The organism is Pseudomonas sp. FSL L8-0168 (assembly GCF_037976155.1).
In the GTDB taxonomy this organism is placed as follows: Bacteria; Pseudomonadota; Gammaproteobacteria; order Pseudomonadales; family Pseudomonadaceae; genus Aquipseudomonas; species Aquipseudomonas paracarnis.
The window spans coordinates 2,195,781-2,209,851 of record NZ_CP150262.1; the positions used below are offsets into that span (position 1 = coordinate 2,195,781).

A 14,071-nucleotide genomic window follows, 5' to 3' on the forward strand; every position below is an offset into this window, starting at 1 on the left:
ATCAGCGAGTGATGCCGCGAGTCGAGGTCTGGATGGAGTCACGGAACACCGCGACTTCCGAGAACTGCGTGGCAGGCTCGGCCAACTCGGCCAAGGCCTGTTCCACGGTCAACCCTTGGCGGTAAACCGTCTTGTAGGCACGGCGCAGGGCGTGGATGGCGTCTTCGCTGAAACCGCGACGACGCATGCCCTCGAAGTTCATGCTACGGGCTTCGGCAGGGTTGCCGAACACCGTCACGAACGCCGGGACATCCTTGCCGATGGCGGTGCCCATGCCGGAAAAGCTGTGGGCGCCGATGTGGCAGTATTGATGCACCAGGGTAAAACCGGAGAGGATCGCCCAGTCATCAACGTGCACATGGCCTGCCAACGCAGTGTTGTTGACCAGAATACAATGGTTGCCGATCACGCTGTCATGGCCGATGTGCGCATAGGCCATGACCAGATTGTGATCACCCAAGGTGGTTTCGGCGCGATCCTGCACGGTGCCGCGGTGAATGGTGACGCCTTCACGAATGATGTTGTGGTCACCGATGACCAGGCGTGTTTCTTCACCCTTGTACTTCATGTCCGGGGTGTCTTCACCTACCGAGGAAAACTGGTAGATACGATTGTGTTTGCCAATTCGGGTGGGACCCTTGAGGATCACGTGCGGCCCGATGACAGTCCCCTCGCCGATTTCCACACCTGCGCCGACGATCGACCAAGGGCCGACCTCAACGTCGGCGGCCAGTACGGCCGACGGATCGATGATTGCGCGAGGGTCAATCAAACTCATAGTTTGCGTTCCGCACAGATGATCTCGGCAGAGCACACCGGCTTGCCATCTACCGAGGCCTGGCATTCAAACTTCCAGATCTGGCGTTTGCAACTGATGAACTTGGCTTCCAGGATCAACTGGTCACCCGGGGTGACCGGGTTGCGAAAACGCAGCTTGTCCGAACCCACGAAATAGTAAAGCGTGCCGTCGGCAGGCTTGAGGTCGAGCATTTTGAAACCAAGGATACCGGCAGCCTGGGCCATGGCTTCGATGATCAACACACCTGGCATGATTGGATGCGCAGGAAAGTGACCATTGAAGAATGGTTCGTTGATGCTGACATTCTTGTAGGCACGAATGCGCTTTTCCTCGACGTTGAGGTCCACTACGCGGTCCACCAGCAGGAACGGGTAACGGTGAGGCAGGTATTCGCGAATCTCGTTGATGTCCATCATTTCGGGGGGAAGCCTGTAATAAAGATTGGGGGCGGGCGCACCAGGCGCACGCCCCGCTAGCAAATCAAGGAGGCCGTCTAGCGGCCGCGCACACTTGATATGGAAATGGTATCAGCCTTCTGATGAAGCATTACCGCCAGGGGTCACGTCCCCGACACGCTTTTCAAGCTGTTTGATACGTCGTGCCATGTCGTCGATCTTCCTCAAACGCGCGGCACTCTTGCGCCATTCGGCCGCAGGTTGCATCGCGGTACCGGACGAGTAGGCCCCTGGCTCTGTGATCGAGTGGGTCACCATGGTCATGCCGGTGATGAAGACGTTGTCGCAAATGTCGATATGCCCCACCAGCCCTACGCCACCGGCGAGCATGCAATGCTTGCCGATCTTGGTGCTGCCGGAAATACCTACGCAGGCGGCCATGGCGGTGTGATCGCCAATCTGTACGTTGTGGGCGATCTGGATCTGGTTATCGAGCTTTACACCGTTACCGATCACAGTATCGGCCAGGGCCCCGCGATCCACGGCGGTGTTCACGCCGATCTCCACATCATCGCCGATCAATACGCCACCGACCTGGGCAATCTTGTGCCAGACACCTTTGGAGTTGGCAAAGCCAAAGCCTTCGCCGCCGATAACAGCACCGGACTGTATGACCACACGTTGACCAATACGCACATCGTGGTAGAGAGTCACGCGGGGGGCTAGCCAACCATCGGCACCAATTTCACAGCGTGCACCGATAAAGCAGTGGGCACCCACGGTGACACCAGCACCAATACGCACCCCGCTCTCGATCACGGCAAACGCACCGATGCTGGCGGCAGGGTCAACCTGGGCATCCTCGGCGATCACGGCAGACGGGTGAATACCGCCAGCCGCCTTCGGCTTGGGATCGAACAGGTGCGACGCCTTGGCGTACGACAGGTACGGGTCGGCCACCACCAGCGCATCCCCGGTAAACCCTTCGGCGTCAGCGGCCTTCAGCAACACGGCTGCGGCCTGGCAGTCGACCAGGTATTTACGGTATTGAGGATTTGCGAGGAAGCTCAACTGAGCTGGGCCAGCCTCCTGCAAGGTGGCTAGCCCAGTGATTTCTTTCTCCTTGGAGCCACGTAAGGTGGCCCCCAGGAACTCGGCCAACTCGCCGAGCTTGATAGTCGCTGTCATGGTTTACTTCAGCTGGTTCATGCGCTCGATCACCTGGCGGGTGATGTCGTATTGAGGCTTGACGTCGATCACGGCGCCACGCTCGAACACCAGGTCAAAGGCACCCTTCTTGATGACTTCTTCCACAGCGCTGTCCAATTTAGGCTTGAGCTGCTTGAGCATTTCGCGGTCGGCCACAGCCTTGGCTTCGTTCAGCTCCTTGGATTGGAACTGGTAGTCACGGGCCTTTTGCTTGAATTCAAGCTCCAGACGCTCGCGCTCGCCTTGCTGCATTTTGTCGCCACCGGCTACCAGGCGGTCCTGGATACCCTTGGCGCTGCTTTCCAGCGTCTTGAGTTTGGTCAGTTGCGGACCGAATTTCTTCTCGGCATCCACGGCATATCGCTTGGCCGCATCGGATTCCAGCAGGGCCATCTGATAGTTCAGGACCGCGATTTTCATTTCGGCGAAGGCCGGGGTGGTGACCAGCACAGTGGCCAGCAAGACCAATTGAGTCAACTTACGCACGATGTACTCCTACAGAATCCGTTGTCGTTATCTTAGGTCAGACGCTTAGAACGTCTGGCCGAGGGAGAATTGGAAAATCTGGGTTTCAGCGTTATCCGGTTTCTTGATCGGCATGGCCAGAGCAAAGCTCAACGGGCCCAGCGCAGTCACCCAGGTCACACCCACGCCCACGGAGCTCGCCAGGTTGCTGAGGCTTACGTCGTTGCATTGAGTGTTGGACTTCACGCCACTTGGGTTGGTGATCTGATCGCACTTGGAGTCGAACACGTTACCCACGTCCCAGAAGACCGAAGTACGCAGGGAACGCTGATCTTTTACGAATGGCAGCGGGAACAGAATTTCGGCACCACCCTGGATCAGCACGTTACCACCAAAAGGAAGCGGGTCGTTGTCGGAGTCCACTTGCGTCCCCTGGTTACCTGTAAAGGCCTGGCCACGGCTCGGCGTGCCACGCGGCCCCAGGGTACTGTCCTTGAAGCCACGTACCGAGTTGAAGCCACCTGCATAGTAGTTTTCATAGAACGGCAAGCCATTGGTCGAACCATAGCCGTCGCCATAGCCCAGCTCTGTGTGCAGGCGCATGGTGTAGTTATCGCTCAACGGCTGGAACAACTGGCCACGGTAGTCGAGCTTGAAGAACGACAGGTCGCTGCCCGGCGTGGTGACTTCCGCAGTCAGGCTCTGGGAGTGGCCGCGGGTTGCCAGTACGCCTTTGTTCAGGGTCGACTCGGACCAACCGGCAGACGCCTTGAAGTTCAGGAACTTGTCGCCTTCACGACGGGTGAAGTCGAAGATTTCGTCCACGGTGTACACACCGGTCTTGATCTCATCCTGCTGGGCGGTAAGGCCAAAGGTCAGGCGCGAGGTTTCGCTGATCGGGTAACCCACGTTGACACCAGCACCCAGGCTGTCGATCGCATAGCTTGCAACGTCAACATCGAGGTCTTTGTAGTCGGTGGTGCGGTAGAAGGCGTTGTAGCCCAGGCTCACACCGTCTGCGGTCCAGTAGGGGTCGGTGTAGCCGAAGTTGTATCGGCTCTGGTATTCGCTGCGGGTCAGGCCGATGGACACACGGTTACCGGTACCCAGGAAGTTGTTCTGCGTGATGGAACCACCCAGGATCAAACCGGCGCTCTGGGCGAAACCGACACTGGCAGTGATCGAACCCGAGGCTTGTTCTTCAACGGCGTAGTTCACGTCAACCTGGTCATCCACACCCGGTACGGCCGGGGTTTCGACGTTGACTTCCTTGAAGAAGCCCAGGCGCTCAAGACGGGTCTTGGATTGGTCGATCAGGTAGGTCGAAGCCCAGCCACCTTCCATCTGACGCATTTCACGACGCAGCACTTCGTCCGCAGACTTGGTGTTGCCTCGGAAGTTGATGCGGTTGACGTAGGCACGCTTGCCCGGATCGACGACGAAGGTGATGTCCACGGTGTGGTCTTCATCATTCGGGGTCGGCACGCCGTTGACGTTGGCGAAGGTATAGCCTTCGTTACCCAGGCGGCGGGTGATCAGCTCAGAGGTAGTGGTCATCAGCTTGCGCGAGAACACCTGGTCCTTCTGCACCAGCAACAGGGACTTGACCTGGTCTTCAGGCACTTTCAGGTCACCGCTGAGCTTGACGTCACGAACCTTGTACTTCTCACCTTCGTTGACGTTGACGGTAATGTAGACGTGCTTCTTGTCCGGGGTGATGGACACCTGGGTCGAAGCGATGTCCATGTTGATGTAGCCACGGTCCAGGTAGTAGGAGCGCAGGCGTTCCAGGTCACCGGAGAGTTTTTCACGGGCGTACTTGTCATCGTTCTTGAAGAACGACAACCAGTTGGTGGTCTTGAGTTCGAACAGGTCGACCAGGTCTTCATCAGGGAACTTGGTGTTGCCCACGACGTTGATGTGCTGGATGGCGGCCACGGTGCCTTCGTTGATGTTGACCTTCAGGCCCACACGGTTACGAGGCTGGGGGATCACTTCGGTTTCCACGGTCGCGGAGTAGCGGCCCTGGGCGACGTACTGGCGTTGCAACTCGTTACGCACACCCTCAAGGGTTGCGCGCTGGAAGATCTCGCCCTCGGCCAGGCCCGATTGCTTCAGGCCCTTCATCAGGTCTTCAGTGGAGATGGCCTTGTTACCTTCGATCGCGATACTCGCGACGGAAGGTCGCTCGACGACCGTGATGACCAGGACGTTACCTTCGCGACCCAGTTGGATATCTTGAAAGAACCCCGTTTTGAACAGCGCACGAGTGGATTCCACCAGGCGACGATCATCCGCCTGTTCCCCGACGTTCAACGGCAAGGCACCAAAGACGCTACCCGCGGAAACCCGCTGGAGGCCGTTGACGCGAATATCGGAGATGGTGAAGGACTCGGCGTGAACTTCGGCGATCATCAATACGGTGAGAACCGCAGTTAGCAGCAGACGTTTCATGAAGTCCTTTCTTATTCCAACTGGCAATAAACAAACTGCCGCAAAATGCGGCAGATTCGCAATTCAGCGAAGCGTTACAGACGTCCCAGATCGTTGACCAGGGCTAACAACATCACCCCGACCACCAAACTGATACCAATCTGTATCCCCCAACCCTGCACCCGATCCGACAAGGGGCGACCACGCACCCACTCGACCAGATAAAACAGCAGATGCCCCCCATCCAATACTGGAATGGGCAGCAAATTCAGAACCCCAAGGCTAATACTCAGATAAGCCAGGAAATTCAGGAAATCCGCGACACCCGACTGGGCAGAAGCGCCCGCCACTTTAGCAATGGTTATCGGTCCACTCAAGTTTTTTACCGAGAGCTCACCGAACAACATTTTCTTGAGGGATTCGAGGGTCAGCACGCTCATGGTCCAGGTGCGTTTCGCACCCTCGCCAATCGCGGCCAAAGGCCCGAAGCTGACCTCTCGCACCATCGATGGCGGCCATTCGACACCTTTGACCCCGGCACCCAGGTATCCCCCGGCCGCCTTGGCTTCGCCTCGCACCGACAAGGTCACGGGGACGTCGATTTGAGCACCCTCGCGCTCAACCTTCAGCACAATTTTGGTATCAGGGCGCACACGCACCAGGTCGACCACCTGCTGCCAGTCACCCAGCGCCTGACCATCAAGGGCCAACAGGCGATCACCGGTTTTCAGGCCAGCAGCCTGGGCCGGCCCCTTTGGATCGAGTTCGGCCAGCACCGGCGGCAAGGCCGGACGCCAAGGGCGGATCCCCAGGGATTTGATCGGATCGGGCTCATCGGCGCCCTTGAGCCAATGGTCCAGCGCCAATGCCCGCGGGGTTTCGGCGCTGGAGTCCTGGTCACGCACCACCACGTTGACGGTGCCGCTTTCACCCAGGCGACGCACCAACTGCAAATTGACCGCGCCCCACCCTGTGGTGGGTTCGCCATCAATCGATACAATTTCCTGCCCTGCCGTCAGGCCCGCCTTGGCCGCGATGCTGTCGGCTTCGACCGCGCCAATGACCGGGCGCACCTGCTGGCTGCCCAGCATGGCCAAAACCCAGAAGAACACCATCGCCAACAGGAAGTTGGCAATCGGCCCCGCCGCGACAATCGCGATACGCTGACGAACGGTCTTGCGATTGAAGGATTGGTCCAGTTGGTCTGCAGGCACTTCGCCTTCGCGCTCATCGAGCATCTTGACGTAGCCGCCCAACGGGATAGCAGCAATGACAAACTCAGTGCCGCGGCGATCATGCCAGCGCAACAACGGCATGCCGAAACCGACGGAAAAGCGCAATACCTTGACGCCGCAACGACGCGCCACCCAGAAGTGGCCGAATTCGTGGAAGGTCACCAACACACCCAGAGCAACCAGGGTGCCGACAATCATGTAGAGCGCACTCATCTAATTTCTCCGCATTTCAATCCAATGCCTGAAGACTCAAACCTGCCCGCGGCCTAACCCGCATTGCGATCCAACCATTGCCCAGCCAGGGCTCGGGCCTTGGTGTCAGCCTCGAACACCGCCTCCAGGTCATTCACTGCCACTACCGGCTCACGCGCCAGGACGTCCTCGATGATACTCGCGATCTGCGGAAAGCGGATGCGCCGTTCAAGAAACGCCGCCACGGCCACTTCGTTGGCCGCGTTAAGCATCGCCGGGGCACTGTTACCCGCCTCGGCCGCTTGCCGCGCCAGGCGCAAACAAGGGAAACGCTGCTCGTCTGGAGCTTCGAAGTCCAGGCGCGCAATTGCAAACAGGTCCAACGGTGCTACGCCGGAATCAATCCGCTCAGGCCACGCCAAGGCGTTGGCGATCGGTGTGCGCATGTCCGGGTTACCCAACTGCGCCAACACCGAGCCATCCACGTAATCGACCAGGGAATGGATCACACTTTGTGGGTGAATGACCACCTCAACCTGGTCAGGCCGCGCATCGAACAGCCAGCATGCCTCGATCAACTCCAGGCCCTTGTTCATCATGCTCGCCGAATCCACGGAGATTTTGCGCCCCATGGACCAGTTCGGGTGAGCGCATGCCTGATCGGGAGACACATGGTCCAGCTCGGCCGACGGAGTCTGGCGGAATGGGCCACCCGATGCCGTCAGCAAAATCCGGCGCACGCCGACCTGGCTCAAGCCGCGGGCAAAATCACCGGGCATGCACTGGAAGATGGCGTTGTGCTCGCTGTCCAGAGGCAGCAGCACCGCGCCGCTCTTACGCACCGCCTGCATAAAGAGTGCGCCGGACATGACCAACGCTTCTTTGTTGGCCAGCAGGATTTTCTTGCCAGCATCGACTGCCGCCAAGGTCGGGCGCAAACCGGCTGCACCGACAATCGCCGCCACGACGGTATCCACGTCCGCATCGGCCGAGACCTGGCACAACCCTGCCTCGCCGACCAATACCTGAGTAGCCAGCCCGGCAGCCCGCAGATCCTCCTGCAGATTACGAGCCGCAGCCGCCTCAGGCACCACGGCAAAGCGCGGCGAGTGACGCACGCACAAGGCCAGCAACTCGCGCAAACGCGTGAAGCCGGTCAGGGCGAAAACTTGATAGCGATCGGGGTGACGCGCTATGACATCAAGGGTACTGAGCCCGACCGAGCCGGTCGCGCCCAGCACCGTAACCTGCTGCAGGCGGCTCACGAAGCGATCATCCACAACAGCACGGCAAAAATAGGCAGCGCAGCGGTGAGGCTGTCGATACGGTCAAGCACACCGCCATGGCCTGGCAGCAGGTTACTGCTGTCCTTGATGCCCGCCTGGCGTTTGAACATGCTCTCGGTAAGGTCGCCCACCACCGAGATGAAGACGACAATAGCCGTCCCCAGCAAGGCCAGAAGCACTTCCTTTACCGACCAGTTACGCACCACACCGACCACCAAGGTGATCAGCAGCGTCAAGGCCAGGCCGCCGTATACGCCTTCCCAGCTCTTGCCGGGGCTTACGGCCGGGGCCAGCTTGCGTTTGCCAAAGGCTCTACCCGAGAAGTAGGCGCCAATATCAGCACCCCATACCAATACCATTACAGCCAGGATCAATTCGTTGCCCAGCGGGTAACGCTTGATTTCCACCAGCCCTTGCCAGGCCGGCAACAGGATCGCCAGGCCGATCACCAGCTTGCAGGCCACGCTGGACCATTGGCCACTGGTGCGTGGATAGGTGAGTACCAGGAACGTCGCCAACGCCCACCACAACACTGCTGCTCCCAGCACCCAGGGCGCGATGTCCGGCAGGATGTACATGAAGAACAACAACAGCGCGACCACGGCGGCGTAGGCCACACGCGGCAACTGGTTGACGAAACCTGCCAGGCGCGCCCATTCCCACGCCCCAAGGGTCACGACCAAGCCGATGAACAGCGCAAAGCCGGAACCGTCGAGCAGGAAAAAACCGCACAAGGCAATCGGCAGCAGGATCAGCGCCGTGATGATTCGTTGTTTAAGCATTTAAACCCGGGCTCCAGCTTCGATCTGCTCGCTCGTTTTACCGAAACGACGCTGACGGGAAGCGAAATCGGCCAGTGCATTACGCATGGCATCGTGTTTGAAGTCCGGCCAGAACAGGTCGGAGAAGTACAGCTCGGTGTAGGCCAGCTGCCACAGCAGGAAATTGCTGATGCGATGCTCGCCACCGGTACGAATGCACAAGTCCGGCAACGGTAGGTCGCCGGTCACCAGGCAGGTTTGCAACAGTTCGGGCGTGATGTCGTCCGGGCGCAGATGGCCGGCCTGCACTTCGCGGGCCAGCCGCTGTGCAGCCTGGGCGATATCCCACTGGCCACCGTAGTTGGCTGCGATCTGCAGTACAAAACGGTTACTGCCGGCAGTGATGGCCTCGGCTTCGCGCATGGCCGTTTGCAGCTCCGGATGGAACCGCGAACGATCACCAATGATGCGCAGACTGATGTTGTTGTCATTGAGGCGCTTGGCCTCACGACGCAAGGCCTTGAAGAACAGGTCCATCAAGGCGCTGACCTCATCGGCAGGCCGCTGCCAGTTCTCACTGGAGAACGCGAACAAGGTCAGCACTTCGACCTTGGCCTCGGCGCACACTTCAATCACCGCCCTTACCGCGTCAACACCCGCTTTATGCCCGGCAACACCCGGCATAAAGCGTTTTTTCGCCCAGCGATTATTCCCATCCATGATGATCGCGACATGGCGCGGCACCACGGAGGGCACAGTCTGCTTGGTCTTTTCCATGAAGGCGTCCTGACCCCTTATACGGCCATCAGGTCCTTTTCTTTTTCTTCGGTCGCCTTGGTAATTTGGGCTTCGGCGTCCTTGGTCAGCTTGTCGATATCAGCGACGGCACGGCGCTCTTCGTCTTCGCTGATTTCCTTATCCTTGACCAGTTTCTTCAGGTCGCCCAGCGCATCGCGGCGGATGTTACGCACGGCAACGCGCGCATCTTCAGCAGCACTGCGCGCCTGCTTGGTGAAGCCCTTTCGGGTTTCTTCGGTCAGGGCTGGCATGGAGATCAGCAGCAACTCGCCCAGGTTGGTCGGGTTGAGGTTCAGGCCGGCACTCTGGATAGCCTTGTCGACAGCCGCGAGCATGTTGCGCTCGAAGGCCACAACTTGCAGGGTGCGCGAATCCTTCACGGTCACGTTGGCTACACCGCTCAGCGGGGTGTCGGAACCGTAGTAAGGCACCATCACGCTGCCCAGGATGCTTGGGTGCGCCTTGCCAGTACGGATCTGGCCAAAGGCGTGGCTCAAGGATTCCAGGGATTTCTGCATACGCGCCTGGGCGTCTTTCTTGATTTCGTTGATCATTGTTGGCCTTCCTCGATCAGAGTCCCTTCTGCGCCGCCGTGTACGATATTCAGCAGGGCGCCGGGCTTGTTCATGTTAAATACGCGCAGCGGCATCTTGTGGTCGCGGCACAGGCAGATAGCGGTCAGGTCCATGACACCCAGCTTGCGATCCAGTACTTCATCGTAGGTCAGATGATCGAACTTCTCGGCATGCGGGTCTTTGAATGGGTCTGCAGTGTAAACGCCATCCACCTTGGTCGCTTTCAACACCACGTCGGCATCGATTTCGATAGCACGCAGGCATGCGGCCGAGTCGGTGGTGAAGAACGGGTTACCTGTGCCAGCGGCAAAGATCACCACTTCCTTGGAGTTCAGGTGGCGCATGGCTTTGCGGCGATCATAATGATCGGTCACGCCAACCATGGAAATAGCCGACATCACAATGGCCGAGATATTGGCGCGCTCCAAGGCGTCGCGCATGGCCAAGGCGTTCATCACAGTGGCCAGCATGCCCATGTGGTCGCCGGTAACCCGGTCCATACCGGCAGCACTGAGTGCCGCACCGCGGAACAGGTTGCCACCACCAATCACCAGGCCGACCTGCACACCGATACCGACCAATTGGCCGACTTCCAGCGCCATGCGGTCAAGCACCTTGGGGTCGATCCCGAACTCTTCCGAGCCCATCAGGGCCTCGCCGCTGAGCTTGAGTAGAATGCGTTTATAGCGAGCCTGATAACCACTGCCCTGCTGAGCCATTGCGAATCTCTCCTGCGGCGTATTTTTTAAAAATTCTTGGCGAGCCGTTTTACGGCTTGCGTTCACTCTAGCTGGACGCTGTCACAGCGCCATCGGAACACGGCTTTGTAAGCCAGTTCCGAGAGGAAACCAAATAAAATTGGCCTTCCCATTTGAAAAGAGGCTGCGCGCGTGAGCGGGCAGCCTCTTTCGGCGACAGTTTGGAACTGTCTTATTGCTTGGCGGCAGCCAGCTGGGCAGCAACTTCTTCAGCGAAGTTGTCGACCGGCTTCTCGATGCCTTCGCCTACTTTGAAGTAAGTGAAGGAAACGATTTCAGCACCGGCTTTCTTGGCCAGTTCGCCAACCTTGATTTCAGGGTTCTTGACGAACGCCTGCTCAACCAGGCTTGCTTCGGCCAGGAACTTGCTGATACGGCCCTTGACCATGTTCTCAACAATGTTTTCTGGCTTGCCTTTGATTTTTTCTTCGTTCAGCTGCAGGAACACAGCTTTTTCACGCTCGATCGCTTCGGCCGAAACTTCCGAAGGCAGCAGGAACTCAGGGTTGCTTGCAGCAACGTGCATCGCGATGTCTTTGGCCAGCTCAACGTCGCCGCCTTTCAGAACAACTGCAACACCGATTTTGTTGCCGTGCAGGTAGCCACCAACTACGTCACCTTCAACGCGAACCAGGCGACGGATGTTGACGTTTTCGCCAACCTTGCCGACCAGTACCAGGCGAGCTGCTTCTTGAGCTTCGATCAGAGGCTCAACAGTGGTCAGCTTGTCAGCGAAAGCTTTTTCGACGCTGGCAGCAACGAATGCTTTGAAGTCGTCCTGCAGAGCCAGGAAGTCGGTCTGGGAGTTCACTTCCAGCAGAACGGCGGATTTGCCGTCTTCTTTCAGAGCGATAGCGCCTTCAGCAGCCACGTTGCCTGCTTTCTTGGCAGCCTTGATGGCGCCGGAAGCACGCATGTCATCAATGGCTTTTTCGATGTCGCCGCCGGCCTTGGTCAAGGCCTTTTTGCAATCCATCATGCCTTCGCCAGTACGCTCACGCAGTTCTTTAACCAACGCTGCAGTAATCTCTGCCATTTCAAAATCCTCTTGGATAGGTTTTCAACCATTCCACCCGATCAAACGGGCGATCAATTCTTCCCGAATCTCCGTTGTAGGCCGCTGCACGTTACAAATAATGTAGCTGCGCTGCCGACAAATGGTTTTCGAGGTGGCAAAAAGGGGGCCAAGCCCCCTTTTTGCTTACTGAGTCAACGCCAGGGCGTCAGTTACTCAGCGGCAGCTACCGGAGCTTCTTCAACGAACTGCTCGGTACCGCCAGCAACGTGGTTGCGGCCACGGATTACAGCGTCAGCCATCGAACCCATGTACAGCTGGATAGCGCGGATTGCGTCATCGTTGCCTGGGATGATGTAGTCAACGCCTTCCGGGCTGCTGTTGGTATCGACTACGCCGATAACCGGGATGCCCAGCTTGTTGGCTTCGGTGATCGCGATGCGCTCGTGATCAACGTCGATCACGAACAGTGCGTCAGGCAGACCGCCCATGTCCTTGATACCACCCAGGGAACGATCGAGCTTTTCCAGGTCACGGGAGCGCATCAGCGCTTCTTTCTTGGTCAGCTTGGCGAAAGTACCGTCTTCGGCTTGTACTTCAAGGTCACGCAGACGCTTGATGGAAGCACGGATGGTTTTGAAGTTGGTCAGCATGCCGCCCAACCAGCGGTGATCGACGTACGGCGAACCGCAACGTGCTGCTTCTTCAGCGACGATCTTGCCAGCGGAACGCTTGGTGCCGACGAACAGGATCTTGTTTTTGCCCTGGGCCAGACGCTCTACGAAAGTCAGCGCTTCGTTGAACATTGGCAGGGTTTTTTCAAGGTTGATAATGTGAATCTTGTTACGCGCGCCGAAAATGTACTTACCCATTTTCGGATTCCAGTAACGGGTCTGGTGACCGAAGTGCACACCGGCCTTCAGCATATCGCGCATGTTGACTTGGGACATGATAGTTCCTTAATAAGTCGGGTTTGGCCTCCACGTATCCCAATGACCAACCAGCGGCATCAAGGCCTCCGGCACCCAGGTCATCGTGTCGACACGTGTGTGGATTTAAGCTTTGCGGGGTATCCCCGGAAAGCGGCGCATTTTATACCACAGCATCGGCAAAAACGAAACCCGCAATCACATTTGCCGGTCGCCGCCTTTGCGTAAGCACTTGAATACAGCCAACATGCCTCTACCTCATAGAGAGAAGCGATCACCAGACGCGCATGATTTGCCAGCATCGTCTGTTAGAATCGCGTTTTTTGGGACTTGCGCGAATGTTGTAACCCTTTGTCGCGCCCCCCGTGAACCGTATTGATTTCAGCGCGTCGCGCTAGAGAGAGCCTGTATGACCGTTACCTTGAAAACCGCCGAAGACATCGCAGGCATGCGCGTTGCCGGCAAACTGGCTGCCGACGTGCTGGAAATGATCGCCGAACACGTCAAGCCCGGCGTCACCACTGAAGCGCTGGACCGTATCTGCCACGACTATATAGTCGACGTGCAAAAAGCCATCCCTGCCCCGCTGAATTACAAAGGTTTCCCCAAGTCGATCTGCACCTCGATCAACCACGTGGTCTGCCACGGCATTCCGGGCGACAAACCACTGAAAGACGGCGACACCCTGAACATCGACGTTACGGTGATCAAGGATGGTTACCACGGCGATACCAGCCGCATGTTCCACGTCGGTAACGTGCCGGTGTGGGCCGAGCGCCTGTCCCAGGTCACCCAGGAATGCATGTACAAGGCCATCGAGATCGTCAAACCCGGCTGCCGCCTGGGTGACATTGGCGAAGTGATCCAGAAGCACGCGGAAAAGAACGGCTTCTCGGTGGTGCGCGAATTCTGCGGCCATGGTATCGGCAAAGTGTTCCACGAAGAGCCGCAGATTCTGCACTACGGCCGTGCGGGCACCGGCATGGAACTCAAGGCCGGCATGACCTTCACCATCGAACCGATGATCAACCAGGGCAAGGCCGACACCAAGGTGTTGGGCGACGGCTGGACCGCCATCACCAAGGACCGCAAGCTCTCGGCCCAGTGGGAACACACCTTGCTGGTCACCGACACCGGTTATGAGATCTTCACCCTGCGCGCCGACGACACCATTCCACGCGTTTCGGCCTGAAGGCTGCCCAGGTTTTCCCACAGCGTGTT

At 58.2% G+C, this 14,071-nt stretch carries 14 protein-coding genes; 1 reads left to right on the forward strand and 13 read right to left on the reverse strand.

From position 1 onward, the window contains the following. Window position 1: 1 nt before the first annotated feature. The 13 genes from lpxA to rpsB form a co-directional block, all read right to left on the reverse strand. Complete coding sequence (gene lpxA, locus MHH62_RS09570) at window positions 2-778, reverse strand: acyl-ACP--UDP-N-acetylglucosamine O-acyltransferase (RefSeq protein WP_014717236.1); 777 nt, start codon at window positions 776-778, stop codon at window positions 2-4. After that, complete coding sequence (fabZ, locus tag MHH62_RS09575; protein ID WP_003172281.1) at window positions 775-1,215, reverse strand: 3-hydroxyacyl-ACP dehydratase FabZ; 441 nt, start codon at window positions 1,213-1,215, stop codon at window positions 775-777. The genes lpxA and fabZ overlap by 4 nt, the downstream gene beginning before the upstream one ends. A gap of 111 nt (window positions 1,216-1,326) precedes the next feature. Continuing rightward, window positions 1,327-2,382: a UDP-3-O-(3-hydroxymyristoyl)glucosamine N-acyltransferase gene (lpxD, locus tag MHH62_RS09580; RefSeq protein ID WP_020300967.1), complete on the reverse strand. Its 1,056-nt coding sequence runs from the start codon at window positions 2,380-2,382 to the stop codon at window positions 1,327-1,329. Window positions 2,383-2,385: 3 nt separating this feature from the next. After that, window positions 2,386-2,889 carry an OmpH family outer membrane protein gene (locus MHH62_RS09585; protein WP_003189173.1) on the reverse strand — a complete coding sequence of 168 codons (504 nt, stop codon included), beginning with the start codon at window positions 2,887-2,889 and terminating at the stop codon, window positions 2,386-2,388. Between the two features lie 45 nt (window positions 2,890-2,934). Beyond that, window positions 2,935-5,322, reverse strand: a complete 2,388-nt coding sequence (gene bamA, locus MHH62_RS09590) for an outer membrane protein assembly factor BamA (RefSeq protein ID WP_020300966.1) — start codon at window positions 5,320-5,322, stop codon at window positions 2,935-2,937. A 74-nt stretch (window positions 5,323-5,396) separates the two neighbouring features. Then, entirely contained in the window at window positions 5,397-6,749 is a 1,353-nt protein-coding gene (gene rseP, locus MHH62_RS09595; protein WP_014717233.1) for a sigma E protease regulator RseP, read from the reverse strand. 53 nt (window positions 6,750-6,802) lie between these two features. Continuing rightward, the gene (ispC, locus tag MHH62_RS09600; protein WP_019817859.1) at window positions 6,803-7,993 is read right to left on the reverse strand and encodes a 1-deoxy-D-xylulose-5-phosphate reductoisomerase; all 1,191 of its coding nucleotides are present in this window, start codon (window positions 7,991-7,993) and stop codon (window positions 6,803-6,805) included. After that, window positions 7,990-8,796, reverse strand: a complete 807-nt coding sequence (locus MHH62_RS09605) for a phosphatidate cytidylyltransferase (RefSeq protein WP_198833780.1) — start codon at window positions 8,794-8,796, stop codon at window positions 7,990-7,992. The genes ispC and MHH62_RS09605 overlap by 4 nt, the downstream gene beginning before the upstream one ends. Beyond that, window positions 8,797-9,552 (reverse strand): polyprenyl diphosphate synthase, encoded by a 756-nt coding sequence (gene uppS / locus MHH62_RS09610; protein WP_003189167.1) that lies wholly within the window; start codon window positions 9,550-9,552, stop codon window positions 8,797-8,799. A gap of 17 nt (window positions 9,553-9,569) precedes the next feature. Continuing rightward, window positions 9,570-10,127, reverse strand: coding sequence for a ribosome recycling factor (gene frr, locus MHH62_RS09615; RefSeq protein WP_003189163.1), 558 nt, complete (start codon window positions 10,125-10,127; stop codon window positions 9,570-9,572). Then, entirely contained in the window at window positions 10,124-10,867 is a 744-nt protein-coding gene (gene pyrH, locus MHH62_RS09620; RefSeq protein WP_003189161.1) for a UMP kinase, read from the reverse strand. Before pyrH ends, frr begins: the two co-directional genes overlap by 4 nt. Window positions 10,868-11,078: 211 nt before the next feature. Beyond that, window positions 11,079-11,942, reverse strand: a complete 864-nt coding sequence (gene tsf / locus MHH62_RS09625) for a translation elongation factor Ts (RefSeq protein ID WP_005785711.1) — start codon at window positions 11,940-11,942, stop codon at window positions 11,079-11,081. Window positions 11,943-12,133: 191 nt separating this feature from the next. Next, window positions 12,134-12,871, reverse strand: a complete 738-nt coding sequence (rpsB, locus tag MHH62_RS09630) for a 30S ribosomal protein S2 (RefSeq protein ID WP_003189158.1) — start codon at window positions 12,869-12,871, stop codon at window positions 12,134-12,136. A gap of 388 nt (window positions 12,872-13,259) precedes the next feature. Here rpsB and map point away from each other — a divergent pair, with 388 nt between their 5' ends. Beyond that, on the forward strand, window positions 13,260-14,042 hold the full coding sequence (map, locus tag MHH62_RS09635; protein ID WP_003189156.1) for a type I methionyl aminopeptidase: 783 nt from the start codon (window positions 13,260-13,262) through the stop codon (window positions 14,040-14,042). Window positions 14,043-14,071: the final 29 nt, after the last annotated feature.

What these genes read in the sequence shown, in the direction of transcription:
- lpxA (WP_014717236.1), bottom strand. Translation starts at nt 778, where the DNA reads ATGAGTTTGATTGACCCTCGCGCAATCATCGATCCGTCGGCCGTACTG.
- fabZ (WP_003172281.1), bottom strand. Translation starts at nt 1,215, where the DNA reads ATGATGGACATCAACGAGATTCGCGAATACCTGCCTCACCGTTACCCG.
- lpxD (WP_020300967.1), bottom strand. Translation starts at nt 2,382, where the DNA reads ATGACAGCGACTATCAAGCTCGGCGAGTTGGCCGAGTTCCTGGGGGCC.
- bamA (WP_020300966.1), bottom strand. Translation starts at nt 5,322, where the DNA reads ATGAAACGTCTGCTGCTAACTGCGGTTCTCACCGTATTGATGATCGCC.
- rseP (WP_014717233.1), bottom strand. Translation starts at nt 6,749, where the DNA reads ATGAGTGCGCTCTACATGATTGTCGGCACCCTGGTTGCTCTGGGTGTG.
- MHH62_RS09605 (WP_198833780.1), bottom strand. Translation starts at nt 8,796, where the DNA reads ATGCTTAAACAACGAATCATCACGGCGCTGATCCTGCTGCCGATTGCC.
- uppS (WP_003189167.1), bottom strand. Translation starts at nt 9,552, where the DNA reads ATGGAAAAGACCAAGCAGACTGTGCCCTCCGTGGTGCCGCGCCATGTC.
- frr (WP_003189163.1), bottom strand. Translation starts at nt 10,127, where the DNA reads ATGATCAACGAAATCAAGAAAGACGCCCAGGCGCGTATGCAGAAATCC.
- pyrH (WP_003189161.1), bottom strand. Translation starts at nt 10,867, where the DNA reads ATGGCTCAGCAGGGCAGTGGTTATCAGGCTCGCTATAAACGCATTCTA.
- tsf (WP_005785711.1), bottom strand. Translation starts at nt 11,942, where the DNA reads ATGGCAGAGATTACTGCAGCGTTGGTTAAAGAACTGCGTGAGCGTACT.
- rpsB (WP_003189158.1), bottom strand. Translation starts at nt 12,871, where the DNA reads ATGTCCCAAGTCAACATGCGCGATATGCTGAAGGCCGGTGTGCACTTC.
- map (WP_003189156.1), top strand. Translation starts at nt 13,260, where the DNA reads ATGACCGTTACCTTGAAAACCGCCGAAGACATCGCAGGCATGCGCGTT.